Below are 24851 nucleotides of genomic sequence, written 5' to 3' on the forward strand. Positions count from 1 at the left end.
CTGGGCACCCGAGCCCAGATCATCCCCACCACCAAGAAGGAGAGAAATGCGCAAGAACAGAGCGGTTCTCGCTACAGCGCTGGGCGTCACGGCCCTGATGGCCCTGTCGGCCTGCAGTGTCCCGAGCGAATCGGGCAGCGAGCCCGAAGCCGGCGGCAACGGAAGCGACAGCACCCTGCTGGGCATCGTCACCATCAGTGCGACCGATGCCAACAACGCCCGCGTGATCGCAGGCGCCACCGAGGCGGCGGAGGAGGCTGGCTGGACCGTCGAGGTCGTGGATGCGGCAGGAAACGCCGATCAGGCCAACACGGCGATCCAGAACTTCGTGAACAAAGACGCCGGCATGATCTTCGACCTCGTGTTCCCCACGACGTCCCTGGGTGCGGGTCTGACGGCAGCGGAGCAGGCCGGCGTCCCGGTGGCGACGTGGGGCGGCGGCGACGGCACCGGAGTCGTCCTCACCGCGGGAGATGGAGCGCCCTTCGCCGAGCCGGCGACCCGGGCCCTCATCGAGTCGATGGAGGGCGAGGGCGAGGTCCTGGCCCTGACCTACCGCACCGGCCAGGTCTGCCGCGACCGCGAGGTGCTCTTCGATGAGATGCTCGCGGAGTCGGCGCCGGACATCACCGTGACCAAGAACGAGGTGAACATCCCCGGCTTCCTCCAGGACGGCGCACGTTACGCCAACGCCTGGATGGCCGCCCACCCGGCAGGCAGCAAGAACCTGGCGGTCTGGGGATGCTGGGAGGACCCGACCCTCGGCGCCATCTCCTCCATCAAGCAGCAGGGGCGCACCGACATCCTGACCTATGGGATCAACGGCTCCAGCACCGCCATCAAGGCGGTTCAGGACGGCGAACTGACGGCGACGGTCTACGAGGACGCGTTCCTCGAGGGCCGCACGATGTTCGAGACCGTCCTCGCTGCGATCGAGTCGGAGGACTTCACCCCCCAGCGGATCGACGTCCCGGGCGTGCTGGTGACGTCGGAGAACATCGACGAGTTCCTCGAAGAGCACCCGGAAGCGCTCGATTGATGAGCGCATCCGTACTACCTCCCCGTGTCGCCGACGGGCGGCACGGGGAGTTCCCCCCGCTCCTGTCGGTGCGGGAGATCAGCAAGAGCTTCGGAGGCGTGCAGGCGCTCGCCGGCGTCAGCTTCGACATCCGCCCGGGCGTCGTTCACGGATTGATCGGCGCGAACGGTGCAGGCAAGTCCACGCTGATCAAGTGCCTCGCCGGCATCGAGACGCCCGACTCCGGGGAGATCCTTCTCGAGGGCGAGCCGGTGCGCATCGTGACGCCCGATGACGCGTCCGCGCGGGGGCTGGCATTCATCCATCAGGAGATGAGTCTCATCCCCGGCTGGAGCGTGCTGCGGAACATGATGCTCGGTCAGAAGCCGCCCACCACGGTGGGGCTGATCGACTGGCGCCCCGCTCGCGAACGGGCCCGCCGGGTCGCTGAGCGCCTCGGCATGCGCTTCAGCATCTCCGCGAACGTCGACGACCTGAGCACCGCCGACCAGTGGCTCGTCCTCATCGGGCGGGCGCTGATGCGGGACGCGCGTCTGATCGCCATGGATGAGCCGACGGCGTCCCTCTCGGCGGAGGAAGCCACCCGCCTGCACGCGATCATCCGCGAGCTGGCCGCGTCGGGGACGGCGGTCGTCTTCGTGTCGCACCGACTGGACGAAGTCAGCGAGCTCTGCGATGACGTCACCGTCTTCAAGGACGGCGCCGTCACCCGGCGCACCGTCGCCGAACGCTCCTCCAAGGCCGACCTCGTGCGCGCCATCGTCGGCCGCGACATCGAGATCGCGGAGCACGGGCACGAGCCCGCGCCCACCGGATCGCCCGTGCTGGAGGTGACGGGCGTCAGTGACGCCCGTCTCGTGCGGGGCGTGTCTCTGACGGTGCATGCGGGAGAGGTCGTCGGGCTGGGCGGGCTCGTCGGCGCAGGACGAACCGAGGTCGCACGTCTCATCTACGGCGAGGCCGCACGCACGGCCGGCTCGATCCGTCTGGACGGCCGTGAGGTGCGGTTCCGGGAGCCGGCCGACGCCGTGCGTGCGGGAATCGGCCTCGTGCCGGAGGAGCGTCGCTCGGAAAGCCTCTTCCTCGACCGTTCCATCGACTTCAACATCAACGTGGCCAAGCTCGCCGGCCTCCGCTGGTCGCGGGTGTGGCCGCTGCTCCGGCTGAGGGCAGGGCGCAAGCGCGCCCAGGCCATCGCCCGGGAGGTCACCGTCAAGGCGCGTGACGTCAGTGACCCGGTGGGCTCCCTGTCCGGAGGCAACCAGCAGAAGGTGGCCATCGCACGATGGCTGCTCGATCAGCCGCGCCTACTGATCCTGGACGAACCCTCCCGCGGCGTGGATGTGGGCGCCCGCGCGGAGGTGCACCGTGTCGTCCGTGAGCTCGCGGCGCGCGGGACCGCGGTGCTGGCCATCTCCTCAGATAACGAAGAACTCGTGGGTCTGTGCGACCGGGTCCTGGTGATGGCAGAAGGCCGCATCACGGGCGAACTCGTCGGACCGGCGATCACGACCGATCGCCTCCTCTCGCTCAGCTTCGAGCGGGAGAACGGAAAGGACGCAGCATGACCTCGACCACAGCCGACCCGGCGGCGCAGCCGACCGGCTCCAGCCCAGTGGCGCCGGCGCCGAAACCCCTTCGCGCGAAGCGCCGCGCGGGCAACGTGGCGCTCCTGATCGTCTCCAAGTACGGCACGCTCATCGCGATGGCGCTGATGGTGATCATCTTCGCCCTCCTCGTGCCCAACGGGGCGTTCCTGAGCCCCAACAACCTGCTCAGCATCGTCAACCAGTCCGCCCTGACCGCGATCATCGCCTGCGGCCTGACGATGGTGCTCGTCGTGGGGGAGTTCGACCTGAGCGTCGGGTACGCCGCGAGCCTTGCCGGCGTACTGGTGACGGGACTGATCGCCAATCAGGGCCTTCCACTGATCCTCGCCATCCTCATCACCCTCATGGTGGGCGGCGGAATCGGCGCGGTGAACGGTGTGCTGGTGACCAAAGCCCGGGTCAACGCCGTCGTCGCGACCCTCGGTGTCGGGACGATCCTGACCGGCCTCGCGTTCGGATACACGGCGGGGTCTCCGATCACGCAGGTTCCGGTCGAGTTCACCTGGATCACGCTGGCGCGTTTCCTGGGCATTCAGAACCCGATCTGGTTCATGGCAGCGGTCGTGGCCCTCCTGTGGATCATCCTCAACCGCACGGCGTCGGGTCAGCGCATTCAGGCGGTGGGGGCCAACACCAAGGCGGCACGCCTGGCAGGCATCCGCACGGACCGGTCGAAGATCACCGCGTTCGTGATCGCGGGCGTCTGCGCCGCCATCACCGGCATCCTCCTCGCCTCGATCCTCGGAAGCGGCACCGTCAGCGCCGCCGACGGCTACCTCATGGACTCCTTCGCCGCCGTCTTCCTCGGCTCCGCCACGCTCCGCGACGGCGAGTTCCACATCGTCGGAACCCTCATCGGGGTCCTGGTGGTCAGCGTCGGCTTCAACGGGCTTGCCCTGCTGGGAACTCCGACGTTCTGGCAGTTCATCTTCAAGGGCGGAATCCTCGTTCTCGCCGTGGCGCTGTCCACCGTCGCCCGAAGATACGCCCGCGCCTGAACTCGCCCCGCCATCGAAAGGATCCACGGCAATGACCGCTGTCTCCTGCGTCCTCGGGGTGGATGTCGGCACATCCAGCAGCAAGGGTGTGCTCGTGGACATCCACTCCGGAGACGTCCTCGCGTCGCAGTCGATCGCGCACGCCGTCTCACGGCCGCGCCCCGGCTGGGTGGAGATGGACGGGGAGGTGTGGTGGGAGGAATTCGTCGCCCTCGCGCGATCACTGTCGGCGGCCGTCCCGCACGCGACCATCCGGGCCGTGGGGGTTAGCGGTATGGGCCCCTGCGTTCTGCTCACCGGCGACGACGGACGCCCCGTGCGGCCGGCCATCCTGTACGGCGTCGACACGCGCGCAACGGCGCAGATCGAACGGATGACGCGCGAGCTCGGTGAGGAACGGATCACTGCGGTGGGCGGCTCGGCGTTGACCACGCAGGCCGGGGGTCCCAAGATCGTGTGGGTCGCCGACGAGGAGCCCGCGATCTCCGCCCGCGCACGCCGGCTCTTCATGCCGGCGTCGTGGCTCAGTCATCACCTGACGGGGGCGTACGTCCTCGACCACCAATCGGCGAGCCAGATGACTCCGCTCTATGACATAGAGAGCGCCGCCTGGTACGAGCCGTGGTGGGAGCGGTACGCCGCCGGAATCGAGATGCCCGATCTTGCGTGGGCGGGCGACATCGTCGGGCGCGTGACCGCGGCGGCATCGGAGACCACCGGACTCCCCGCCGGCGTACCGGTGATCGCGGGGAGCATCGATGCCTGGACGGAGGCCGTCAGTGTCGGCGCGCACGGGGACGGCGATCTGATGCTGATGTACGGCACGACGATGTTCCTCATCGCCACGGGCACGCAGACGCTCCGGACGCCGTCGATGTGGACCACGGCGGGCGCGTTCCCCGGATCACGCAACCTCGCCGGCGGCCTCGCCACCTCCGGCGCGCTCACCGGGTGGTTGGCGGACCTCACCGGCGCCGACTATCCGGTCCTCCTTGCCGAGGCAGAGGAGTCCGGCCCGGGCGCGCGGGGCCTGCTCACGTTGCCGTATTTCGCGGGTGAGCGCACGCCGATCCTCGACCCGGATGCGCGCGGCGTGATCGCCGGTCTCACCCTGGGCCACGGCCGCGGTGACCTGTACCGGTCGGCGTTGGAGGCGACCGCGTTCGGCGTGCGCCACAACGTGGAGACGATGCGGGCGGCCGGTGCGGACGTTCGCCGGGTCGTCGCCGTAGGCGGAGGGACGCAAGGCGCCTTGTGGCTGCAGATCGTCTCCGACGTGACCGGCCTCGTCCAAGAGGTTCCGCGTACGACGGTCGGCGCGAGCTTCGGGGCGGCCTTCCTCGCCGCGACCGCGGTCTCCGACTCGCCCCCCGACATCGACCTGTGGAACCCCGTCGTGTCCACGGTCCACCCAGACCCCGCGGTGGAGGGCCTGTACGACGGCCTCTTCGCCGACTACCTCGACCTCTACTCAGCGACGACACCCGTCGTCCACACTCTCGCTGCCCGACAGCGAACGGAAGGATCCCCCTCGTGAGCACCTACACGTTGCCCGCTCCCCTCATCCGCCCCCAGGCTGCGCCGCAGACGGCGTACCTGATCGCGAGCGGCGATCTGCGTGAATCCGCCAACGTCGCCGGCTGGGCGACCCAGGTCGAACTGGAGGCCGGCGTCACCGGCGTCCTCAACGATCTCGGTTGGGCTGTCGTGCGCGCGAACGAGGTCGACCCGGCCACGGGGCACGGGTTCATCTCGAGTCAGCGGATGGGGCTCGACGTGTTCACGCGGATACCCGTGGACGCCCCCCTCATCGTCGCCGAGGCGGTGTGGCAGTACTCGCACCACGTTCTGGCCGGACTGCGCACACACCGAGGCCCGATTCTCACCGTCGCGAACTTCGCCGGCGACTGGCCGGGACTCGTCGGGCTGCTGGGACTCAACGCCGGCCTCACCAAGATGGGGAAGGACTACGCGACCATCTGGTCGGTGGATTTCACCGACGAGTGGTTCGTTCGAGGCATCCAAGAGTGGACGCAGACCGGTCGCATCACCCACGATGCCTCCCACGTGCGGTCGCTTCCGCCGCTCCCGGACTCGCCCGAGACCGAGCTCGGGCGGGCACTGGGCGACCAGCTGCTCGCCGAGAAAGCGATCATCGGCGTGTTCGACGAGGGCTGCATGGGCATGTACAACGCCATCTTCGACGACGAGCTGCTGAACCCCACCGGGATCTACAAGGAGAGGCTGTCCCAGTCGGCGCTGTACGCGGAGATGCTGCGCGTTCCCGACAGCGAGGCCGACGACGCATTCGACTGGCTGCTCTCGCGGGGGATGACGTTCCGGTTGGGAACGGACCAAGCCACCGAGCTGACCCGCGAGCAGGTGCAGTGGCAGCTCAAGATGTACATCGCCGCGCTGCGGATGGCGGATGACTTCGGTTTGGATGCGGTGGGCATCCAGTACCAGCAGGGCCTGAAAGACCTGGTTCCGGCGTCCGACCTCGCCGAGGGCCTCCTCAACTCCACGGAGCGGCCGCCGGTATTCTCCCGTGACGGCGAGCGGGAACTGTTCGCCGCCCGCGCTCTGCCTCACTTCAACGAGGCCGATGAGGGCGTCGCCGTCGACGCGCTCGTGACCGACCGGGTGTGGACCGCGATGGGTCTCGTGCCCGATAACACCCTCCACGACGTCCGCTGGGGTGAGGATTACGACGGCCGCTTCGTGTGGGTGTACGAGATCTCCGGCTCGGTGCCGGGCTCCCACCTCGGGGGATGGGACCGGGCCGAGGGCTGGCGCCAGGACCCCGTGTTCTTTCCTGCCGGAGGCTCGACCGTGAACGGCGTGTCCAAGCCGGGGGAGCTGGTCCTCTCGCGCGTGTTCATCGCCGAAGGGGTGCTGCAGGCCGACATCTTCCGGGGTACCGCCATCGAGCTTCCGGCCGCGGAGACCGAGAGACGCAAGCGCGCCACCAACCCCGAGTGGCCGATCGCTCACGTCGTCCTCCACGACGTCTCCCGCGACCAGTTCATGGCGCGGCACAAGGCGAACCACGCCCAGGTCGTCTACGCACCGGATGCGGAGACCGCCGATAAGGCGCTTCTGGCCAAGGCCGCCATGTTCGACCGGATGGGCATCGTCGTGAACCTCGTCGGTCGAGTGGCCGGAATCTGAGGCCGGCATGCTCTTCGGCATAGATCCGCTTCTCAGCGGCGACCTCCTTCGCCACCTCGACCACATGGGCCATTCCGACCTCGTGGTCATCACGGATGCCCACTTCCCCGCATTCCGGCTCGGCCGTGCGGTCGTGGAGGTCGCCGCCGACGTGCCCCGCGTGACGCGGGCCATCCGCACGGTCCTCACGCTGGACGACCTGGATCCGGTCACGCTCATGCGCTCGGGAGAGACGTGGAACGCCGCCCAGGAGGAGATCATCGCGGCGGCCGACGTTGCGGAGGGCGCGGCGCGCGCCGTGGACCGCTTCGAGTTCTACGAGATCGCGGCATCCGCGCAACTCGTCGTGCGCTGCGCCGAGACCCGGACCTTCGCCAACGCCATCCTGAGCAAGGGGGTCATCCCGGCGTACGCCGATCCCGGGCGCTAGCCCGACGCACCGCCGTCCCGCGGATGCGGCCCTCCGCGGTCATCCCTACGAGTGAACGGCTTCCCGCCGAACGGACGGGTAAACCGCGCTGGAAGGTCGTGCACTGGGCGCGAGGCCGTGCATTCGCGCCCCGGGGGGAGGGGGGAGTCAGGGGTCGAGGCGGAGGATGGTTGCGGATTCGTCGAGCGACAGGTCTTCGACGACCCGGAGTGATCGCGCGATCGCGTCGACCGCGCCGAGCACCGTGCCGACGCGCTCGCGATCGGAGCACACGGCCGTGAGCGACACGAAGGACGTGCCGGTGTCCCACGTGTAGCTCGCGAAGGGCGGCGTGCGGGGGTCGCTGGGGAGGTCCATCACCAGCTTCTCGCCCACGCCCAGGTGCGGGTTGCGGAAGTCTTCCGTGTCGTCGTACTCCATGGGCATCGAGGCGCGCGCTGCCCGCAGCTGCGGGGTCGCCTCCTGCACCTGCGCCATGGCCACGAGCAGCTCAGGGTCTTCCTTCCACACCCACACGAGCACCCGCCCGTCGGCGCGGCGGAGGAGGAGAGGCGCCGCCTGGCTCATGGCCCACGCCAGGAATCCGCTCCCCGGCCGGTCGCCCGCCCCGATCGCCCGTCCGGCCTGGCTCAGGAGCATCCGGATGGCCGCCTTGCGATGCCGGCGCCCCCGAAACCCGAGGGATCCGGTCACGGGCACCCACAGGGCGGGATCGGCGTCGGCCTGCAATCGCGGCATGCCCCCAGGCTATGCCGCGCCGGGCATTTCGGCGTGAGTGTCCGCCGGCACGGCCGGGGATGCCGCGGCGCAACGCCGCCGAGGGCTTTCCGGGCTGGAGAAACGGCCTCGGGTACAGTGGCTGTGCGCATGCACCGCACAGTGCGACCCGCCCCGCCGCACAGATTGGCAGCCACCGGCCGTGACCACCCCTGCGACGCCTGACATTTCCGACGCCGCGCGCCCCCTCACCATCGTGGTGGGCTGCGATACCTTCTCGCCCGACATCAACGGCGCCGCCCGCTTCGCCGAGCGCCTCTCGGCCGGCCTCGTCGAACGCGGCCACGACGTGCACGTCATGGCCCCGAACCTCGCCTACCGCAGGGCGCGGCCGCAGACCGAGGTGATCGAGGGTCAGCCGATGACGCTGCACCGGCTGCCGTCGGTGCGATGGCCTCCCCACGACTGGCTGCGGTTCGTGTGGCCGTGGCGCACCAAGCACTATGCGCGAAAGGTCCTGGACACCGTCAAACCCGACGTCGTCCACATCCAGTCGCACATCGTCATCGGACGGGGCCTCGCGCGCGAAGCCCGCAAGCGCGGCATCCCCATCGTCGCCACCAACCACGTGATGGCCGAGAACATCATCGACTTCACGACGCTCCCCGACGCGCTCAACAACGTCGTGGTGAAGCTGGCGTGGGCCGACGCCAAGCGCACGTTCGACCTCACGCGGGCGGTGACCACGCCCACGCGCAACGCCGCCGACTTCCTCGAGAAGACGATCGACATCACCGGCGTCATCCCGGTCAGCTGCGGCATCGACCGGCGCAACTACACCGCCGACCTCACGCCGCGCGAGGAGAATCGGGTCCTGTTCGTGGGCCGGCTCACGACGGAGAAGGGCATCGACGTCCTGCTGAAGGCGTTCGCGCGCCTCGATTCGTCGCTGGCCGCCACGCTCGACATCGTCGGCGGCGGCGACCAGCGCAAGAACCTCGAGCAGCTCGCCGAGCAGCTCGGGATCGCCGATCGCGTCACCTTCCACGGACACGCCTCCGACGAAGATCTCCGCGCCCTTTACACGCGGGCCACGGTCTTCGCGATCGCGTCGATCGCCGAACTGCAGTCCATCGCGACGATGGAGGCGATGGCGTCGGGGCTGCCGGTGGTGGCGGCCAACGCCGTGGCGCTCCCGCACCTCGTGCACGACGGCGAGAACGGCTATCTCTTCGAGCCGGGAAACGTCGAGGAGATGGCGGCGCGGCTCACCGACGTGCTCACCGCGACGCCGGAGGAGCACCTGCGGATGCAGCAGGCGTCTCTCGACGGCGTCATCGTGCACGACATCGAGCGCACCCTCGACACCTTCGAGGCGCTGTACCGCGGCACTCCACTGCCGGAGTAGCCCGTGCACGTCGTGATGTTCGGCGACCAGCACGTCGAGTCATCCGGCGGCGCGCAGGTGTCGATGCGGCTGCAGCGCCGGTACCTGGAGCGCGCCGGCCACACCGTGACCATCGTCGCCCCGCGGATGCACGCGCGCCGGCCGGGTTCCGACCACGACCCCGCCTACGTCGACCTCCCCTCGGTGCCCGTCACGGTGGACAGGGAGTACTCGATGAGCCTGCCCGGCCCGCGGACGGATCAGGTCGTGGATGCGGCGCTGGCGGCCCGGCCGCCCGTGGATGTGGTGCACGTCCAGGCGGATTTCTGGGGCGCGCTGATCGGGCACCGCTTCGCCCGCCGGCACGCCCTCCCCGTGGTGCACACCATGCACAACCGCGTCGACGTCGGCGTCGCGGCGGTCGCGCCGGCCCCCGCCCTGGTGCTGCGGGTGCTCAACGGCTGGGCACGGCGGATGCTGCGCGTGAACTCCCACGCGACCGGCTTCGGACGGGACGGGTGGGCGTACCTGCGGCTCCTCGCAGCGTCCTCGGATGCGGTGACGGCTCCCTCGGCGCATTTCGCCCGCAGGCTCGAGGCGCACGACGTGTACCCGTCCGTCGACGTGGTGTGGAACGGCATCGACGATGACGTGCTCGACGCCGCTCTCGCCACCCCTCCCGCCGAACGGATCCCAGGACCCCCGCGGCTGGTGTGGGTCGGGCGGATGAGCGCCGAGAAGCGCCTCCTGCCGTTCCTCGACGCGCTCGCCGTGTCGGGAATCGTCGCCGACGTGGAGGTCATCGGTGGCGGCGGCCAGGCCCGCGCGGCCCGCCGGCTCGTGCGCCGACGCCGCCCGGCAGCATCCGTCGCCTTTCCCGGGCGCCTGTCGTACCCCGACACCCTGAAGCGGATCGCCGCAGCGGATGCGGTGGTGCAGTCCTCCGTCGGATTCGAGACGCAGGGCATGACCGTGTTCGAAGCTGCATCGCTGGGAACTCCCGCCATCGTGTGCGACCCCGACATCGCGGGCGAGCTGGGATCGGGCATCTGGTCGGTGCCGGATGCATCGACCGCGGCGCTCGCCGCCGTGCTGCGCCGCGCGTCCCGTGACATCGTCGAGGGAAGGCCGGAGGTGCCCGATCCGCGTATCGCGGAGCTGTTCCGCCAGTCGTCGCGGACGGCGGCGATGGTGGAGATCTACGAGCGGGTCGCGAGGCGGCGGTCGGCGGCGGTCACATCAGGCTGAGCACCGCGGGGTAGATGACGCCCCACACGATCGCCGACACGAGGGTGGCGACGCCGATGCCGGCGCCGATACCGGCGAGAGCGTGGGGGCGGCCCCGCTGGGCCAGCCCGAGGATGCCGAAGACGATCGCGACCAGGGCGATCAGGCCGTCGATCAGCGTGCTCACGCCGCTCGCGATCTCGAGCGCCTGGTAGTCCTCGCGGCCGATCGCCGCCGCCTGCACGGCCACCTGCACGATGGTGGAGAGGATCAGGAAGCCGCCCGCGAGGATCGAGACGAGGCCGAACGGGTTGCCCGGCCGATCCGGTGCGGGCAGCGGGGGTCCGGCGGAGGCGTAGGGGGCGCCGGCGGGGTGCTGCCCGGGGGTCGGGGAGCGGGCGCCGGGAGGCGGCGCGGGAGGACCGGCATATCCGGGGGCGGGGTGCTGGGGTACCGGACCGGGGGGCGGCGGTGAAGCGGGGGGAGTGGTCACGGTTCCTCGTTCCTCGGGAGCCCCGATTCTACGAAGCCCCGACCGGCGGTGTCACGCTCGCGATGGATCGGTGGGGGCAGCCCGGTATCCGTCGTGGGAGACGGTGACGATCGTTGCGACGATCGCTGTGGTGGCGAGAGCGGTGACAACGATGAGGAGAAATATGGCAGAAAGGCTATGGTTGCGCTTATCCTGCCACCACGGGCAGGATGGCCATACCTCAGAGGATTTCTGCCAAGCACTCGGGAGCGCCATGAAGACCGTCGCGGTGATCGTCCAGGACGGATTCGCCCCCTTCGAGTTCGGTGTCGCGTGCGAAGCGTTCGGGCTCGACCGCTCGGACGACGGGGTGCCCGCCTTCGACTTCCGCGTCGTGACGCCGGTGGTCGGCCCGGTGAAGTCCAAGCTCGGCTTCTCGATCAACGTCGAGAACGACCTGTCGTTCGCGTACGAGGCCGACCTCGTGGTGGTCTCCCCGATCCCTCGCGAATACTGGGCGCACAGCGACGAGCGGGTGCTCGACGTGGTCCGCCAGGCGGCTGATCGCGGCGCGTGGCTGCTGAGCGTCTGCAGCGGCTCGTTCATCCTCGCTGCCGCCGGGGTGCTGGCCGGTCGCCGGGCGACCACGCACTGGATGTACGCGGAGACCATGGCGGCGATGTATCCCGACATCGAGGTCGACCCCGACGTGCTGTACGTGCAGGACGGGCGCATCATCACCAGCGCGGGAACGGCCGCCGGGCTCGACGCGTGCCTGCACCTCCTGCGCCTGGAGATCGGCGCCGAGCTGACCAACAAGATCGCCCGTCGCATGGTCGTCCCCCCGCAGCGCGACGGCGGTCAGGCGCAGTTCATCGACCGGCCGATGCCGGTCGCCGCCTCGCTGTCGTTGGCTCCGGTGACGGATTGGATGCTGGAGCACCTGCGCGCCGACCTCTCCGTCGAGCAGCTCGCGGCCCAGGCGCACATGTCTCCGCGCACCTTCGCGCGCCGCTTCAAGGCCGAGTTCGGTGCGACCCCGGCCGCGTGGCTCGCGCGCCAGCGCATCATCCAGGCCCAGCGGCTTCTCGAGACCACCGATCTCGGCCTCGATCGGGTCGCGGATGAGAGCGGCTTCGGTTCCGCCGCCGTCCTGCGGCAGAACTTCTCCCGCACCCTGGGCGTAACGCCGACCGCCTACCGTGGGCGGTTCAGCTGCCTCCCGGCGGCGGGGCCCGCCGCATCCGCCGCCGATGCCCGCGACGCCGAGCTCGTGACGGTCGCTTGACCGCTCGTCTCGTCTCTCCGGGCGGGGCCGGGCGGGGCCGCCCCGAACGCGGCGCGGTGCGGCCGGGCTGGCGGAGGTCCGACCCGGGTGATAAACTTGAGTCAATAACGCTCAAGTTTATGAGCACCACAAGTTTCAGGAGACACATGAACGCCACGCAGCAGCCCGGACAGGAGGAGGCGCAGAGCGCCCTCGAGCAGTTCGGGATCAACCTCACCGACCGCGCCCGCCAGGGCAAGCTCGACCCGGTCATCGGACGGGACTCCGAGATCCGGCGCGTCAGCCAGGTGCTGACCCGCCGCACCAAGAACAACCCCGTCCTCATCGGCGAACCCGGCGTCGGCAAGACCGCGGTCGTGGAGGGCCTCGCGCAGCGCATCGTCGCCGGCGACGTCGCCGAGAGCCTCAAGGACAAGGAGCTGGTCTCCCTCGACATCTCCGCGCTCGTGGCCGGCGCGATGTACCGCGGCCAGTTCGAGGAGCGGCTCAAGAGCGTGCTGAAGGAGATCACCGAATCCGACGGGCGCGTCATCACGTTCATCGACGAGCTGCACGTCCTCATGGGCGCCGGCGGTGGCGAGGGCTCGGTCGCCGCATCCAACATGCTCAAGCCCATGCTCGCCCGCGGCGAGCTCCGCATGATCGGTGCGACCACCCTCAACGAGTACCGCGAGTTCATCGAGAAGGATGCCGCGCTGGAGCGCCGATTCCAGCAGGTGTACGTCGGCGAGCCCACGGTGGAGGACACCGTCGCGATCCTCCGCGGCCTGAAGGAGCGCTACGAGGCACACCACAAGGTCGCCATCGCCGACGCGGCGCTGGTGGCCGCCGCGGCCCTGTCCAACCGCTACATCCCGTCGCGCCAACTGCCCGACAAGGCCATCGACCTCATCGACGAGGCCGCATCGCGCCTGCGGATGGAGATCGACTCCGCCCCGCTGGAGATCGATGAGCTGCGCCGCCACGTCGACCGCCTGAAGCTCGAGGAGCTCGCTCTGAAGAAGGAGAAGGACGACGCATCCAAGGAGCGCCTCGCCACCCTGCGCGAGACCCTGGTCACCGAGCAGACGCGGCTGAACGAGCTGCAGGCGCGGTGGGAGCGGGAGCGGGCGTCGCTGAACCGCGTCGGCGACCTGAAGACCCGGCTCGACGCCGCACGCGTGGAGGCTGAGCGCGCACAGCGCGAGGGCAACCTCGAGAAGGCGTCGCGCCTGCTGTACGCCGAGATCCCGGCCCTCGAACGCGAACTCATGACCGCCGAACGCGAAGAGACCAGCGGCGACCGGATGGTCAACGACCAGGTGACCGACGAAGACATCGCCGCGGTGATCGCGGCCTGGACCGGCATCCCGGTCGGCAAGCTCCTGCAGGGCGAGACCGAGAAGCTGCTGCACCTCGAGTCCGAGCTCGGCAAGCGGCTGATCGGCCAGAAGGAGGCCGTGAAGTCGGTCTCCGACGCCATCCGCCGCTCACGCGCGGGCATCAGCGATCCGGGCCGGCCCGTGGGCTCGTTCCTCTTCCTCGGCCCCACCGGTGTCGGCAAGACCGAGCTGGCGAAGTCCCTCGCCGACTTCCTCTTCGACGACGAGCACGCGATGGTGCGCATCGACATGTCGGAGTACGGCGAGAAGCACTCGGTGTCGCGCCTGGTCGGTGCCCCTCCGGGGTACATCGGGTACGAGCAGGGCGGACAGCTCACCGAGGCCGTGCGCCGGCGTCCGTACAGCGTCGTGCTGCTGGACGAGGTCGAGAAGGCGCATCCGGAGGTGTTCGACGTCCTCCTGCAGGTCATGGATGACGGCCGCCTCACCGACGGTCAGGGTCGCACGGTCGACTTCACGAACGTCATTCTCATCCTCACCTCGAACCTGGGCTCGCCGATCCTCATCGATCCGACCCTGTCGATCGAGCAGAAGCGCGAGCAGGTGCAGGCGCTGGTGCGGCAGGCGTTCAAGCCGGAGTTCATCAACCGGCTCGACGACATCGTGATCTTCCAGGTGCTCAGCGAAGACGACCTCGCGCAGATCGTCGAGCTGGCCGTGGACGCCCTGCAGCGCCGCCTGCGCGAGCGCCGGCTCACCCTCGCGGTGACCCCGGATGCCCGCGCGTGGCTCGCCGAGCGGGGGTACGACCCGGCGTTCGGGGCGCGGCCCCTGCGTCGCCTCATCCAGTCGGAGATCCAGGACCGCCTCGCGATGGCGATCCTCGGCGGCCGTGTGCACGACGGCGACGTGGTGCGCGTGGATGTCGCCGCCGACGGCTCGAGCCTCGTGCTCACCAGCGACGGTCCTGCCGCGCCCACCCCGGAGATGTCCGACGACGACGAGGTGATCGAGGCCGTCCTGGACGACTGACCCAACGCGCCGAGAAACAACGTTCCGGACGAGAAAGCACGCGCCGCGTCACTTCTCGTCCGGAACGTCGTTTCTCGCGCAGGGTAGCGTCGGGGGATGCGGCGCATGAGAGTGATCCGGGCTCTGTGGGGGTCGACGCATCCGGGCCCCACGCTCGTCGTCACGGCGCTGTCGCTCGCCCTCGGCATCGCTGCCGGGCTGGAGCCCTGGCGGCTGCTGCTGCTGGCCGTCTCGGTGTTCAGCGGGCAGGTGTCGATCGGACTCTCCAACGACGCGATCGACGCCGGCCGCGACCAGGCCGTGGGCCGCACCGACAAACCGGTCGCGGCCGGCGTCGTCTCGGCGACGGGTGCGCTCGCGGTCGCGGTCGGCGCGGTCGTCGTCGCGCTGGCACTGGCCGTGCCGCTGGGCGCCGGGATGCTGGCCGCCCACGCCGTCCTCCTGGCCTCGGGCTGGGCGTACAACGCGGGGGCGAAGGCGACCGCGTTCTCCCTCCTGCCCTTCCTCGTGAGCTTCGGGCTGTTCCCCTCGCTCGCGACGCTCTCGCTCCCCGAGGGCGGTGTCGCGCCCGTGTGGGCCACCATCGCCGGCGCGGTGCTGGGAGGGGCGGTGCATCTGACGAACGTGCTGCCCGACCTCGACGATGACCGCGCCACCGGCATCCGGGGGCTGCCGCACCGCCTGGGTGCGCGGTGGAGCGCCGTCCTGGCCGCCGCCGGCGTGGTGGGCGGCGCCGTGGCGGTGCTCCTCGGGTCATCCGGGGGCGACCCGGCCGACGTGCCGGCGATCGGGTGGGGGTTCTTCGCCGCGGCCGTGGGGGTCGCGGTGGCGACACTCGTGCGCGTGGTCGTCCGGCCGCCGGACCGCACCGTCTTCCGTCTCGTGATGCTCGCCGCCCTCCTCCTGGCCGCCCAGCTCGTGGCCACCGGCTCCGCGCTCACCGCCTAGCACCGGCTCCGCGCCCACCGCCTAGCACCGGCTCCGCGCCCGTCAGGCGTCGCGGTCGAAGCCCATCGTGTAGGCGTGGGCCAGGAGCGCGCCCGCGGGAGTGGCCAGGGCTGCGCGCATCGCGGTGCGACGCACGGCGTCCACCCCGGCCGATGCCGGGCGGCCGAGGACCGTGTTCATGCTCGCGATGAGCCCCGACGTCCGGGCCGAGGCGCGCCGCCTCGCCTCCCACCGCCGCAACTCTGCCTCGGGCGCCACGCCCGAACGCACCCACGCGGCCAGGAGAGGCGCGAGGGTCGCAGCATCCAGCAGCCCCAGATTCATGCCCTGCCCGCCCATGGGGCTCACCTCGTGGGCGGCGTCGCCGATCGCGAAGAGCGGTCCGCGGCGCATCCGTCGTGCGAGGGTGCGGCGGATGGCGAACCCATCAGCGCTCTCGATGGTCGCGGCCGCCTCGTCCTCACCCCGCGCCTGCAGCGCCGCACGCAACTCGGCCACCCGGGTCGCCGGATCATCCGCGCCCGTCGCCGGCGCCACGAACCGGCGGAGGCCCCCAGGCAGCGGCAGGGACTCCAGCACGCCCACGCGGTCGAGGTGCACCACGCCGTGCTCGGGGCCGTCGACGGCCAGGTCGGCCATCACGAAGCGGTCGGGGTAGGCCTGCACGCGCACGGCCTCCCGCCGGTACAGCAGCCACCGGGCCCGCGGCCCTCCCGCGACCACCACGAGCCGCGCGCTCAGCACCACCTCGTCCTCACCCGAGCGGTAGGTCACGGCCGGACCGCCGCGGTCCCGCACGGCAGTGACCTCGCCCACCACCGGGGCCGGAGCATCCACCGCCAGCGCCCGATGCGTCGCCGGCTGCGGGAGGGTCGCGACGAAGGGGAAGCGCCGAGACAGGCGGTCGAACCGCACGACTCCGATCACCCGGCCTCCCGATCGAGCCTCGCCCGCCGACACCCGGCGGGCATCGGCCAGGAGGCGTTCGGTCGCACCCGACGCCTCGAGGGCAGCGAGCACGGGCGCGTGCACGCCGATCGCGCGGGAGCCCGCGGAGGGGTCCGAACGGCGCTCGATGACGGTGACGTCCACGCCGCGGCGGGCCAGTTCCGCCGAGAGCAGCGTGCCCACGGGCCCCGCCCCGATGACGATGACGTCAGGCACCGCTCCGCGCCTCCGCCATCACGCGGAACGGCGCCGGCTGCGTCACCGTCCAGCCGCCGCCCAGGGCGCGGGCCAGTTCCTCCGCGCGGTAGCTGCGGCGGATCGAGCGCAGCCCGTCGGTGCGCAGGAACGTCCCCGGTGCGAGCGGGGTGATCCCCACGGCGTACAGCCCGTACGCGAGCCGCCCGCGCGCGATGTCGCTGTGCAGCACGATGCCGCGAGACAGGGCGCGCGAGTCGGCGGCGAACGTGTCGAGGGATGCCGCGTCGAGGTGGTGCAGCACGTGGTTGGACACGACGGCGTCGAACTCCTCGCCGGCGGCTAAGAGTTCCCCCGAGCCCGCGCAGACGAATCGCACTCCCGGCGCCTTGCGCGCCGTGGCGGCCGCGTGCGCGCGCGGGTCGGGGTCGGCGCCGGTCACGGTGATCGGCACGCCGTCGCGCCGCGCCAGGCCCGCGAGCCGCTCGGCCAGGTCCCCGCCGCCGGAACCCAGGTCGAGCACGCGGGCGGGGCGGCCGAGGTCGGACAGGAACGGCCGCAGGGTGCTCCGCCACACCGCTCCCCAGCCCGTGACCAGCCGGTTCACCACGCCGAAGCGCCGGTAGGTCGCGGCGAGGCGCCCGGGGTCGCACGCCGGGTCGTCCATGAGTTCGGTCAGCGCGTGGTCGCGGTGGCGGATGGTCATCGCCGGGCGAGCGCCGGCTGCAGGCCGGCCGGGGGATGCTCCGCGGCGGCGCTGTCGCGGACCACCAGGCGTGCCGATTCCACCGTGAGCCCCGGGCCGAACGCGAGTGCACCGATGCGCTCGCCGTCGGGCCGGGCATCGTCTTCGAGCATCGCGCGCAGGATGAACAGCAGCGTCGTGCTCGACATGTTGCCGTAGTCGCGCAGCACCGCGCGCGACGCGCTGAGCGCATCGGGGGCAAGCCCCAGCCCGCTTTCGACCCGATCCAGGATGCTCCGCCCGCCGGGGTGCACCGCCCATGTGTCGACGGTGTCCGAGCCGCCGAAGACGTCGTCCACGATGGCGCCGATCTCACGGCCGATGATGCGCGGCACCTGCGCGGTGAGGGTCATCTCGAAGCCGTTGTCACCCACGATCCAGGTCATGTCCTTCTCGCCTTCGCCGGTGAGGCGGGTGGCGAAACCGTGGAGGTCGAGCCGTCTCCCTCGTCCGCGCGACGGGTCGCCGGAGACCACGGCGGCTGCCGCGCCGTCGGCGAACAACGATGCCGAGACGATCTGCTCGGGGTCGTTCGAACTGCGGATGTGCAGCGAGCACAGTTCGACCGCGGAGATGAGGACGACCGCATCCGGGTCGGTGGCCACGATCCGCGACGCCAGGCGGAGCGCGGGGATCGCGGCGGCGCAGCCGATGAAGCCGAGGTGGTCGCGCTCGACGGAGGGGTTGAGGCCGAGATCGTGGACGAGCAGCGCGTCCGGCCCGGGACTGAACAGGCCCGTGCACGAGACCGTGATGACGTGGGTCACCTCCGACGGGTCGGTGTCGGCGGCTTCCAGCGCAGCGCGTGCGGCTTCGGCGAACAGCGGAGGGGCCACGCGGCGGAACTCGTCGTTGCGCTCCTTGGTCGAGGGGAAGAGCAGACGGCCCTCGTGCAGGATGTGCAGACCGGAGGCGGTGCCGCCGAGTTCGGCGAGGACGGTGTGGCGCGTCTGGATCGCCGATGCGGCGAAGGCGGCGTCGATCCAGCGGCGCGTCCGCCGGTCGAGATCCGGTTGCGCGGCCATGATCGCGCGCACCTGATCCTGTGCGAGACGCGTCGGAGGCAGAGCAGTTCCGAGGCCGGAGATGCTGGCGGTCATGATTCACTCTAGGCACCCGTAGCTGTGGGCGCGGCGGGGCTGGTGGCGACGCGCCACCCCGTGCTACCCGCCGCCGTGCGCGACGCACCAGGCTCCCCCCGCCCCCGGCGCGTTCAAAACTCAGGAGGAATCGACCCGGGGAGCGTCCCACGGGCGCGAAAGCGACGGTTTCTCCTGAATTTTGAACGGAGGGCGGGCCTTCGGCATGGGCCGCCCGGACTCGGTCGCGGCGACGCTGGACAGCACCGCCGAACGGGCGCACCATCGAGGGGGCGGCCGAGTGCGCCGCGAAGGAGGAAGCATGTTCGACCCGACCTCCGCCTACAGCGGATTCTCCGTGGATGACATCGACGCCGCGCGCACGTTCTACCGCGACACGCTCGGGCTCGACGTCGTCGCCAACGACATGGGCTTCCTCGAGCTCCTCCTCGGCTCCGGCGCGCACGTCCTCGTCTACGCCAAGCCGAATCATGAGCCGGCGAGCTTCACGATCCTGAACTTCCCCGTCTCCGACGTGGAGTCGGCGGTCGACGATCTCAACGCCCGCGGCGTGGTGACGAAGATCTACGACGATGCCGAGTTCCCCACCGACGCGAAAGGGATCCTGCGGGAGGGGGACGGGCCCGCCATCGCCTGGTTCCACGACCCCGCCGGCAACGTCCTATCCGTGCTGCAGGCCGACGAGCAGTAGCGGCGTCCCTCCCCGGGCTCAGCCTTCGCCGGTGATGGCCCGCCGGATGTCCTCGATCGGTGCCTTGGGCACCCGGTCGGCGGTCAGGAGGCCGTTGGTCTCCTGCATGGTGTCGGTCAGCTGGGTGTAGCAGGTGCCTGCGAGGAAGCGACTCGCCCGGGTCGCGTCGTACAGCGCGGTGATGCGCGCGATCCAATCCGCCGCGTCGGCGGCGCTGGTGTATCCCCAGCCGTCGGGCCGCTCCTCACCGGGCTGGTAGTTCACGCCGCCGAACTCGGTCAGCATCACCGGCTGCCCCGCATCCGCCGCCCCGCCCACGAACTGCCGGCGTCCTGAGGGAGCCAGGCGCGACACGAGCCGCTCGCGGGCTGCGTCATCGGCGTACGTCGCGGCCAGAGCATCCCCGTCGCCCTCGTAGTCGTGCACGGTGATGATGTCGGTGTTCTCCTGCTCCCACCCGTCGTTGGAGACCACCGGCCGCGTCGGGTCCAGTGCGCGGGTGAGGTCGGCGAGGGCGCGGGAGTACGCCTGCTGGGCGGGGTCATCGGCGACGTGCTGGATGCCCCACGACTCGTTGAACGGCACCCACGTCACGATCGACGGATGCCCCGCGTCGCGGTCGACCGCTTCCATCCACTCGCGCGTCAGGCGCTGCACCGCGACGGGCGAGAACTCGTACGCGCCGGCGATCTCGCCCCACACGAGCAGGCCCAGGCGGTCGGCCCAGAACAGGAACCGCGGGTCTTCGACCTTCTGGTGGATGCGGCAGGCCGTGAAGCCGAGTTCCTTGATCAGCTCGACCTCCCGGCGGAGGGCGTCGCGCGAGGGCGCAGCGAGGTGGCTGTCGGGCCAGTAGCCCTGGTTGAGCACCGAACGGACGTCATAGGGGTGCCCGTTCAGCAGGAATGCCCCGCCGGCCAGCCCGACCGTGCGCATCCCGAGATAGGAGCTGATCGCGTCCACGACCGCCCCGCCCGCATCCGACAGGGAGAGGACGGCGTCGATGAGACGAGGATGCTCCGGAGACCAGGTCAGCTCGTCTTCGGCCTGCCCGTTGCGCTGGCGGTGCACGGGCACCGTGAGCCGCAGCTCGTGCACGCCGGCGGGGACATCCGCCTCGATCCATCCGAGGTCTTCGCCGCGCTCGGAGAACTGCAGAGCGATGCGCAGGCGCAATCCGTGGGGGACGGTGCCGCGGAATCGGGTGACGACGTCGACGGCCGCCGGAGCCGAGGGGGACCACGTCACGTGGTCGATGCTCGCGTCGGGAACGGCCTCGAGCCATACCGTCTGCCAGATGCCGGTGGTGCGGCGATACCAGATGGCGTGCGCGTCTTCGTGCCAGTCCTGCTTGCCGCGGGGCTGGGTCAGGTCGAACGGGTCGTCCTCGACCCGCACGACGAGGCGGTGCTCGTCTCCGGCGGCCACGAGTTCGGTCACGTCCAGGGTGAACGGCGTGTGCCCGCCCTCGTGCCCGCCCGCGTACCGTCCGTCGATCCACACGTCGGCGCGGTAGTCGACCGCACCGAAGTGCAGCAGGACCCGTGGCGCCTGCGGTGACCGACCCGCCGCGGCGAGGTCGTCGGCCGTCAGCGCTCGCGAGTACCAGACCACGGGGTGGAAGCCGGGCTCCGCGATGCCGGATGCCGCCGACTCCGGCGGGAACGGCACGCGGATCTGCCGAGCGCCGTCGAATCCCTCGTGCCATCCGTCCCGGCGCCCGGCATCGGCGTCGTCGTGACGGAAGTCCCACATCCCGTCGAGATCGCGCCACTGCGCGCGCAGAAGTTGCGGGCGGGGGTAGGAGCCGTCCTGCTGCGAGGCCAGCGGCAGCCCCGCGTCGGCGGTGGACAGGCTCGAGATCGGCTCAGGCGCGGTCATCCCGCAATTTTACAGCGCTGTAAACCAGGGTCAAGAGGTGCCGACCACGCACTATCCTGGCCCGGTGGAGAGCCGCAGGGCGACGCTGCAGGATGTGGCCGCATCCGCGGGCGTGTCGATGAAGACGGTGTCCAACGTCGTGCGCGGGTACCGGCACGTCAGTCCCGCGATGCGCGAGCGCGTCCAGCGCGCGATCGACGACCTCGGCTACCGTCCCAACCTGACCGGCCGGAGCCTTGCGACCGGGAGGTCGAGCATGCTCGCGCTGGCGATCCCCGACCTTCGCCGGCCGTACTTCGCCGAACTCGCCCACGCCTTCGCGCGCATCAGCGCCGACCGCGGATACCGCCTTCTGCTGGAGGAGACCGGCGGCACCGCCGAGGGGGAGAGGTCGGTCCTCCGCGACCGCGAGGCGGGTCTGGTCGACGGTGTCGTGATCTATCCGTACGCACTCTCCGTCAGCGAGCTGGAGCAGTCGCGCCGGGATTCTCCGCTGGTCTTCCTCGGCGAGACGCCCGGGTCCGGCGGCACCGACCACGTCGTGATCGACAACGTCACCGCCGCAGAGGAGGCGGTCGCGCACCTGGTCGCCCTGGGGCGGACGCGGATCGGCTTCCTCGGGCACGAGCCGGGGGCGGTCTCGCGCACCTCCGCCCTCCGCATCGAGGGCTACCGGCGGGGGCTCGAGGCCGCGGGCCTCGGGTTCGACGACGCCCTTCTGGTGGCCAGCGCGCAGGGCGATGCGCTCGGCGGCGAGCTCGCGCTCGGTGCCGCCCTGGACGCCGGGCTCCACCTGGACGCTGTGCTGTGCCGCGACGACCTGGCCGCGATCGGTGCGCTGCGTGCCCTTCAGCGCCGCGGTCACGCCGTGCCGACGGACGTGGCGGTGTGTGGATGGGACGCGATCGAGGTCTCCGCGAGCACCATCCCGTCCCTCACCAGCGTCGCCGCCGACACGCCCGCCCTCGTCTCGGCCACGTTGGATCTGCTGATCGCGCAGATGTCGGGCGCCGTCGGCGACGGCCGGACGGTCATCGTCCCGCACCGCCTCCTCGTCCGCGAGAGCGCCCCGGCCGCGCCGGTCTGAGCGCGCGCAGGGGCCAGCCCGGGACGGATGCCGATCTACGAGGCGTCGAGGACGCCCTCGGGATGCTTCGGCCAGGACGCCGGGCGGTCGGTGCCGGCGGGGTACTCGTCCAGCGGCACGTCCCCCCGCCGCCACGCGTCCAGCACCGGCTGGACGATCCGCCAGCACTGCTCCGCTGCATCCCCGCGAACGGCGAGGGTGGCGTCGCCGTCCAGGATGCCCGACAGCACCTCGGCGTAGGCCTTCAGGGCACCCGGACCGAGGTCGGCGCGCAGCGACGCCCGCTCGAGCTCGAACGGATCGTCGCCGCCGTTGAGGTTGAGCTCGAGCGCGACCCGGTCGGGACCGAGCGAGAAGCGCAGGACGGAGGGGGCGGTGCTTCCGGTCAGCCCGTCGGGAAGGTGGCGCACCGGCCGGAACCGCACGATGACCTCGCGGTCGGCATCGTCGAGGGCCTTGCCCGATCGCAGGGTGATGGGCACGCCCCGCCAGCGCTCGGTGCGCACCTCGCACACCAGTTCGGCGAGCGTCTCGGTCTCGTTCCGCGCATCGACCCCCGGCTCGTCGACGTACGCGGGCAGCTCGCGGCCCTTGACCGAACCGGCGGCGTACCGGGCGCGGCGCGATGACCCGGCGGGGTCGTCGTTCCACACGTGCGTCGCGCGGAGCACCGCCGCCGTCGCGTCGCGGAAATCCACCTCGGCAAGGGTGGCGGGCGGCTCCATCGCCAGGATCGCGAGGACCTGGAGCAGATGGCTCTGGATCATGTCGACCAGCGCGCCGGCACGGTCGTAGTAACCCGCCCGGCCTTCGAGACCGAGCGTCTCGTCGTAGCGGATGTGCACCGACTCGATGTGCTCGGCCGACCACACCGGCTCGATGAGCCGGTTCGCCACGCGCACCCCGACGAGGTTGAGGGTCGTGGATCGCCCGAGGAAGTGGTCGATGCGGAACACCTGTGACTCCGGCACGATGCGTTGCAGGGTCTCGTTGAGGCGGTGGGCGCTGGCCTCGTCGCTGCCGAACGGTTTCTCGAGGGCGAGGATGAGACCCTCGGGCACCTCGATGCCCGTGAGGGTCTCGCACGCCCGCTCGGCCACCGCCGGGGGAACGGCGAAGTACAGCGCCACCCGGCCCTCGTTGCCGGCGAGCAGCGCCGTCAGGTCGCCGGCATCCGTGATGTCGGCCTTCGTGTACGTCGTCGACGCCACGGCATCGAACGCCGCGGAGGAGTCGGTGGCCGCGAACGACGAGCGGACGATGTCGCGCCAGGCCTCGTCATCCAGCTCCTCCATCCCCGCACCGCGCAGGCGGATGGAGCGGTGCGGCTCCCGGGCGAGCAACTGTCCGAGAGCCGGCAGCAGCAGGCGCGAGGTGAGGTCGCCGGATGCTCCGAGGATGAGAAGGGTCGTCGTGTCCGCCATGCGGCTCACCCTAACCACGCGACGGGGAGGCGCCGGAACCCCTTGCGCCTCCCCGTCGATCGGGTCCCCTCAGCCGCGCAGTGCCTCGGCGAGCTTGACCCGGGCGCCCATCCGCAGCAACGAGTTCTCGTAGATACGCGCCCCCACCCAGATCGCCGCGGCGCACGTGGCGACGAGGATCACGAGGGAGAGCACCGGCTCCCACCACTGGGCGGTTCCCAGGTACAGCCGCAGCGGCATGCCGACCGGCGCCGAGAACGGAACGTACGACATGACCGCCAGGACCACCGGGTTGTCGTTGAAGAAGATCACCAGGAAGTACGGCGCCATGATGAGCATGGTCAGCGGGGTGGTGGTCGCTCCGATGTCCTCCTGGCGCGACACCATCGCACCGGCGGCGGCGAACAACGACGCCAGCAGCACGAAGCCGAAGAAGAAGAACACCGCGAACCACAGCAGCGGCGCCCCGAGCCCGGCGAGCACCTCGGATTGTCCCGTGACCGACAGGCCGACCACGGCGATCGCAGCGAGCGCGATGATCTGGGCCATCGCGAGGATGGTGTTCCCCACGACCTTGCCGGCCAGGAGCGTCCGCACGGGGATGGCGGAAATGAGGATCTCCACGACCCGGGTCTGCTTCTCCTCCACGACGCTCTGGGCGATCGTTCCGCCGAAGATCGACGCGGCCATGAGGAACACGATGCCGAATCCGAGGGCGACGAAGTACCGCAGAATCTCGTCGGTCGCCCCCTGGGGGTCGAGCAGCTCGACCGTCGGCGACTGGCTGAGGAGGGCCATGAGACTGCTGGGCACACTGTCGTCGGCGACGATCTTGTAGTCGAACGTGCCACCCGAGGTGTCGGGGATGAGGGCGGCGTCGACCGTGCCGTCCTTCACGAGTGCGGTTGCCGCATCCGCGTCGTCGGCCACCGTGGGATCGATGCCGTCGATGTCCTGCACGTCGGCTTCGGTCTGGCTGGTGACGGCGACGGGGATGCCGTCGTCGCCGCTGCTGTTGGCGGCGAAGCCGCCCCACAGCACGGAGGCGAGGGCGACCAGGAGCAGGATGGCGGTGGAGATCACGAACGCCTTGCTGCGCAGCTTCGAGCCGATCTCCCGTTCGGCGACGAGCCACATGC

Annotated in this window: 21 protein-coding genes; 13 read left to right on the forward strand and 8 right to left on the reverse strand. The window is 70.8% G+C overall.

Annotated elements, in window-relative coordinates:
* Window positions 1-46: 46 nt before the first annotated feature.
* The 6 genes from AC2DGY_RS00385 to AC2DGY_RS00410 are packed head-to-tail and all read left to right on the forward strand — an operon-like array spanning window position 47 to window position 7248.
* Complete coding sequence (locus AC2DGY_RS00385) at window positions 47-1039, forward strand: sugar ABC transporter substrate-binding protein (protein WP_484507717.1); 993 nt, start codon at window positions 47-49, stop codon at window positions 1037-1039.
* Complete coding sequence (locus tag AC2DGY_RS00390; protein ID WP_484507718.1) at window positions 1039-2607, forward strand: sugar ABC transporter ATP-binding protein; 1569 nt, start codon at window positions 1039-1041, stop codon at window positions 2605-2607. The genes AC2DGY_RS00385 and AC2DGY_RS00390 overlap by 1 nt, the downstream gene beginning before the upstream one ends.
* Window positions 2604-3647, forward strand: a complete 1044-nt coding sequence (locus AC2DGY_RS00395) for an ABC transporter permease (RefSeq protein WP_484507719.1) — start codon at window positions 2604-2606, stop codon at window positions 3645-3647. Before AC2DGY_RS00390 ends, AC2DGY_RS00395 begins: the two co-directional genes overlap by 4 nt.
* Before the next feature lie 31 nt (window positions 3648-3678).
* Window positions 3679-5184, forward strand: coding sequence for an FGGY-family carbohydrate kinase (locus AC2DGY_RS00400; RefSeq protein WP_484507720.1), 1506 nt, complete (start codon window positions 3679-3681; stop codon window positions 5182-5184).
* Window positions 5181-6818, forward strand: a complete 1638-nt coding sequence (locus AC2DGY_RS00405) for a fucose isomerase (RefSeq protein ID WP_484507721.1) — start codon at window positions 5181-5183, stop codon at window positions 6816-6818. The genes AC2DGY_RS00400 and AC2DGY_RS00405 overlap by 4 nt, the downstream gene beginning before the upstream one ends.
* 7 nt (window positions 6819-6825) lie before the next feature.
* On the forward strand, window positions 6826-7248 hold the full coding sequence (locus AC2DGY_RS00410; protein WP_484507722.1) for an RbsD/FucU domain-containing protein: 423 nt from the start codon (window positions 6826-6828) through the stop codon (window positions 7246-7248).
* A gap of 147 nt (window positions 7249-7395) precedes the next feature.
* On the opposite strand, the gene AC2DGY_RS00415 is transcribed toward AC2DGY_RS00410, so the two are convergent.
* Window positions 7396-7986 (reverse strand): hypothetical protein, encoded by a 591-nt coding sequence (locus AC2DGY_RS00415; protein ID WP_484507723.1) that lies wholly within the window; start codon window positions 7984-7986, stop codon window positions 7396-7398.
* 181 nt (window positions 7987-8167) lie between these two features.
* On the opposite strand from AC2DGY_RS00415, the gene AC2DGY_RS00420 reads away from it, so the two are divergent.
* Together AC2DGY_RS00420 and AC2DGY_RS00425 are read left to right on the forward strand one after the other, a co-directional pair.
* A complete protein-coding gene (locus AC2DGY_RS00420) occupies window positions 8168-9373 on the forward strand; it encodes a glycosyltransferase (RefSeq protein WP_484507724.1) in 1206 nt (401 codons plus the stop codon).
* A 3-nt stretch (window positions 9374-9376) separates the two neighbouring features.
* Complete coding sequence (locus AC2DGY_RS00425; RefSeq protein ID WP_484507725.1) at window positions 9377-10600, forward strand: glycosyltransferase; 1224 nt, start codon at window positions 9377-9379, stop codon at window positions 10598-10600.
* Here the strand turns inward: AC2DGY_RS00425 and AC2DGY_RS00430 are convergent.
* Entirely contained in the window at window positions 10587-11072 is a 486-nt protein-coding gene (locus tag AC2DGY_RS00430; protein ID WP_484507726.1) for a hypothetical protein, read from the reverse strand. The genes AC2DGY_RS00425 and AC2DGY_RS00430 overlap by 14 nt on opposite strands.
* 253 nt (window positions 11073-11325) lie before the next feature.
* On the opposite strand from AC2DGY_RS00430, the gene AC2DGY_RS00435 reads away from it, so the two are divergent.
* The 3 genes from AC2DGY_RS00435 to AC2DGY_RS00445 all read left to right on the forward strand — a co-directional run bounded on the left by AC2DGY_RS00435 (window position 11326) and on the right by AC2DGY_RS00445 (window position 15641).
* Window positions 11326-12339: a GlxA family transcriptional regulator gene (locus tag AC2DGY_RS00435; RefSeq protein ID WP_484507727.1), complete on the forward strand. Its 1014-nt coding sequence runs from the start codon at window positions 11326-11328 to the stop codon at window positions 12337-12339.
* A 146-nt stretch (window positions 12340-12485) separates the two neighbouring features.
* Window positions 12486-14693, forward strand: a complete 2208-nt coding sequence (locus tag AC2DGY_RS00440) for an ATP-dependent Clp protease ATP-binding subunit (protein ID WP_484507728.1) — start codon at window positions 12486-12488, stop codon at window positions 14691-14693.
* Window positions 14694-14789: 96 nt separating this feature from the next.
* Window positions 14790-15641 (forward strand): UbiA family prenyltransferase, encoded by an 852-nt coding sequence (locus AC2DGY_RS00445; protein WP_484507729.1) that lies wholly within the window; start codon window positions 14790-14792, stop codon window positions 15639-15641.
* A 42-nt stretch (window positions 15642-15683) separates the two neighbouring features.
* Here the strand turns inward: AC2DGY_RS00445 and AC2DGY_RS00450 are convergent, their stop codons facing one another.
* From AC2DGY_RS00450 to AC2DGY_RS00460, 3 genes are read right to left on the reverse strand one after another with little or no spacing between them, the layout of a single operon-like run.
* Entirely contained in the window at window positions 15684-16805 is a 1122-nt protein-coding gene (locus tag AC2DGY_RS00450) for an FAD-dependent oxidoreductase (protein WP_484507730.1), read from the reverse strand.
* Complete coding sequence (locus tag AC2DGY_RS00455) at window positions 16798-17490, reverse strand: methyltransferase domain-containing protein (protein WP_484507731.1); 693 nt, start codon at window positions 17488-17490, stop codon at window positions 16798-16800. The genes AC2DGY_RS00450 and AC2DGY_RS00455 overlap by 8 nt, the downstream gene beginning before the upstream one ends.
* A complete protein-coding gene (locus AC2DGY_RS00460) occupies window positions 17487-18629 on the reverse strand; it encodes a type III polyketide synthase (protein ID WP_484507732.1) in 1143 nt (380 codons plus the stop codon). Before AC2DGY_RS00460 ends, AC2DGY_RS00455 begins: the two co-directional genes overlap by 4 nt.
* A gap of 301 nt (window positions 18630-18930) precedes the next feature.
* Between AC2DGY_RS00460 and AC2DGY_RS00465 the strand changes: the two genes are divergently transcribed.
* Window positions 18931-19320: a VOC family protein gene (locus AC2DGY_RS00465; RefSeq protein WP_484507733.1), complete on the forward strand. Its 390-nt coding sequence runs from the start codon at window positions 18931-18933 to the stop codon at window positions 19318-19320.
* 18 nt (window positions 19321-19338) lie between these two features.
* On the opposite strand, the gene AC2DGY_RS00470 is transcribed toward AC2DGY_RS00465, so the two are convergent.
* A complete protein-coding gene (locus AC2DGY_RS00470; RefSeq protein WP_484507734.1) occupies window positions 19339-21201 on the reverse strand; it encodes a glycoside hydrolase family 2 protein in 1863 nt (620 codons plus the stop codon).
* 64 nt (window positions 21202-21265) lie between these two features.
* Between AC2DGY_RS00470 and AC2DGY_RS00475 the strand changes: the two genes are divergently transcribed.
* A complete protein-coding gene (locus tag AC2DGY_RS00475; protein WP_484507735.1) occupies window positions 21266-22288 on the forward strand; it encodes a LacI family DNA-binding transcriptional regulator in 1023 nt (340 codons plus the stop codon).
* A gap of 35 nt (window positions 22289-22323) precedes the next feature.
* Here the strand turns inward: AC2DGY_RS00475 and AC2DGY_RS00480 are convergent, their stop codons facing one another.
* Window positions 22324-23712 carry a glucose-6-phosphate dehydrogenase gene (locus AC2DGY_RS00480; RefSeq protein WP_484507736.1) on the reverse strand — a complete coding sequence of 463 codons (1389 nt, stop codon included), beginning with the start codon at window positions 23710-23712 and terminating at the stop codon, window positions 22324-22326.
* Window positions 23713-23781: 69 nt separating this feature from the next.
* Window positions 23782-24849: an ABC transporter permease gene (locus AC2DGY_RS00485; protein ID WP_484509954.1), complete on the reverse strand. Its 1068-nt coding sequence runs from the start codon at window positions 24847-24849 to the stop codon at window positions 23782-23784.
* Between the last annotated feature and the right edge of the window lie 2 nt (window positions 24850-24851).

The sequence above is a fragment of the Microbacterium sp. Z6_144 genome (genome assembly GCF_057197625.1).

Coding starts and splice junctions, on each gene's coding strand:
- AC2DGY_RS00435 (WP_484507727.1), top strand. CDS start 11,326: ATGAAGACCGTCGCGGTGATCGTCCAGGACGGATTCGCCCCCTTCGAG.
- AC2DGY_RS00385 (WP_484507717.1), top strand. CDS start 47: ATGCGCAAGAACAGAGCGGTTCTCGCTACAGCGCTGGGCGTCACGGCC.
- AC2DGY_RS00400 (WP_484507720.1), top strand. CDS start 3,679: ATGACCGCTGTCTCCTGCGTCCTCGGGGTGGATGTCGGCACATCCAGC.
- AC2DGY_RS00460 (WP_484507732.1), bottom strand. CDS start 18,629: ATGACCGCCAGCATCTCCGGCCTCGGAACTGCTCTGCCTCCGACGCGT.
- AC2DGY_RS00440 (WP_484507728.1), top strand. CDS start 12,486: ATGAACGCCACGCAGCAGCCCGGACAGGAGGAGGCGCAGAGCGCCCTC.
- AC2DGY_RS00480 (WP_484507736.1), bottom strand. CDS start 23,712: ATGGCGGACACGACGACCCTTCTCATCCTCGGAGCATCCGGCGACCTC.
- AC2DGY_RS00485 (WP_484509954.1), bottom strand. CDS start 24,849: ATGTGGCTCGTCGCCGAACGGGAGATCGGCTCGAAGCTGCGCAGCAAG.
- AC2DGY_RS00395 (WP_484507719.1), top strand. CDS start 2,604: ATGACCTCGACCACAGCCGACCCGGCGGCGCAGCCGACCGGCTCCAGC.
- AC2DGY_RS00455 (WP_484507731.1), bottom strand. CDS start 17,490: ATGACCATCCGCCACCGCGACCACGCGCTGACCGAACTCATGGACGAC.
- AC2DGY_RS00415 (WP_484507723.1), bottom strand. CDS start 7,986: ATGCCGCGATTGCAGGCCGACGCCGATCCCGCCCTGTGGGTGCCCGTG.
- AC2DGY_RS00470 (WP_484507734.1), bottom strand. CDS start 21,201: ATGACCGCGCCTGAGCCGATCTCGAGCCTGTCCACCGCCGACGCGGGG.
- AC2DGY_RS00445 (WP_484507729.1), top strand. CDS start 14,790: ATGCGGCGCATGAGAGTGATCCGGGCTCTGTGGGGGTCGACGCATCCG.
- AC2DGY_RS00410 (WP_484507722.1), top strand. CDS start 6,826: ATGCTCTTCGGCATAGATCCGCTTCTCAGCGGCGACCTCCTTCGCCAC.
- AC2DGY_RS00390 (WP_484507718.1), top strand. CDS start 1,039: ATGAGCGCATCCGTACTACCTCCCCGTGTCGCCGACGGGCGGCACGGG.
- AC2DGY_RS00465 (WP_484507733.1), top strand. CDS start 18,931: ATGTTCGACCCGACCTCCGCCTACAGCGGATTCTCCGTGGATGACATC.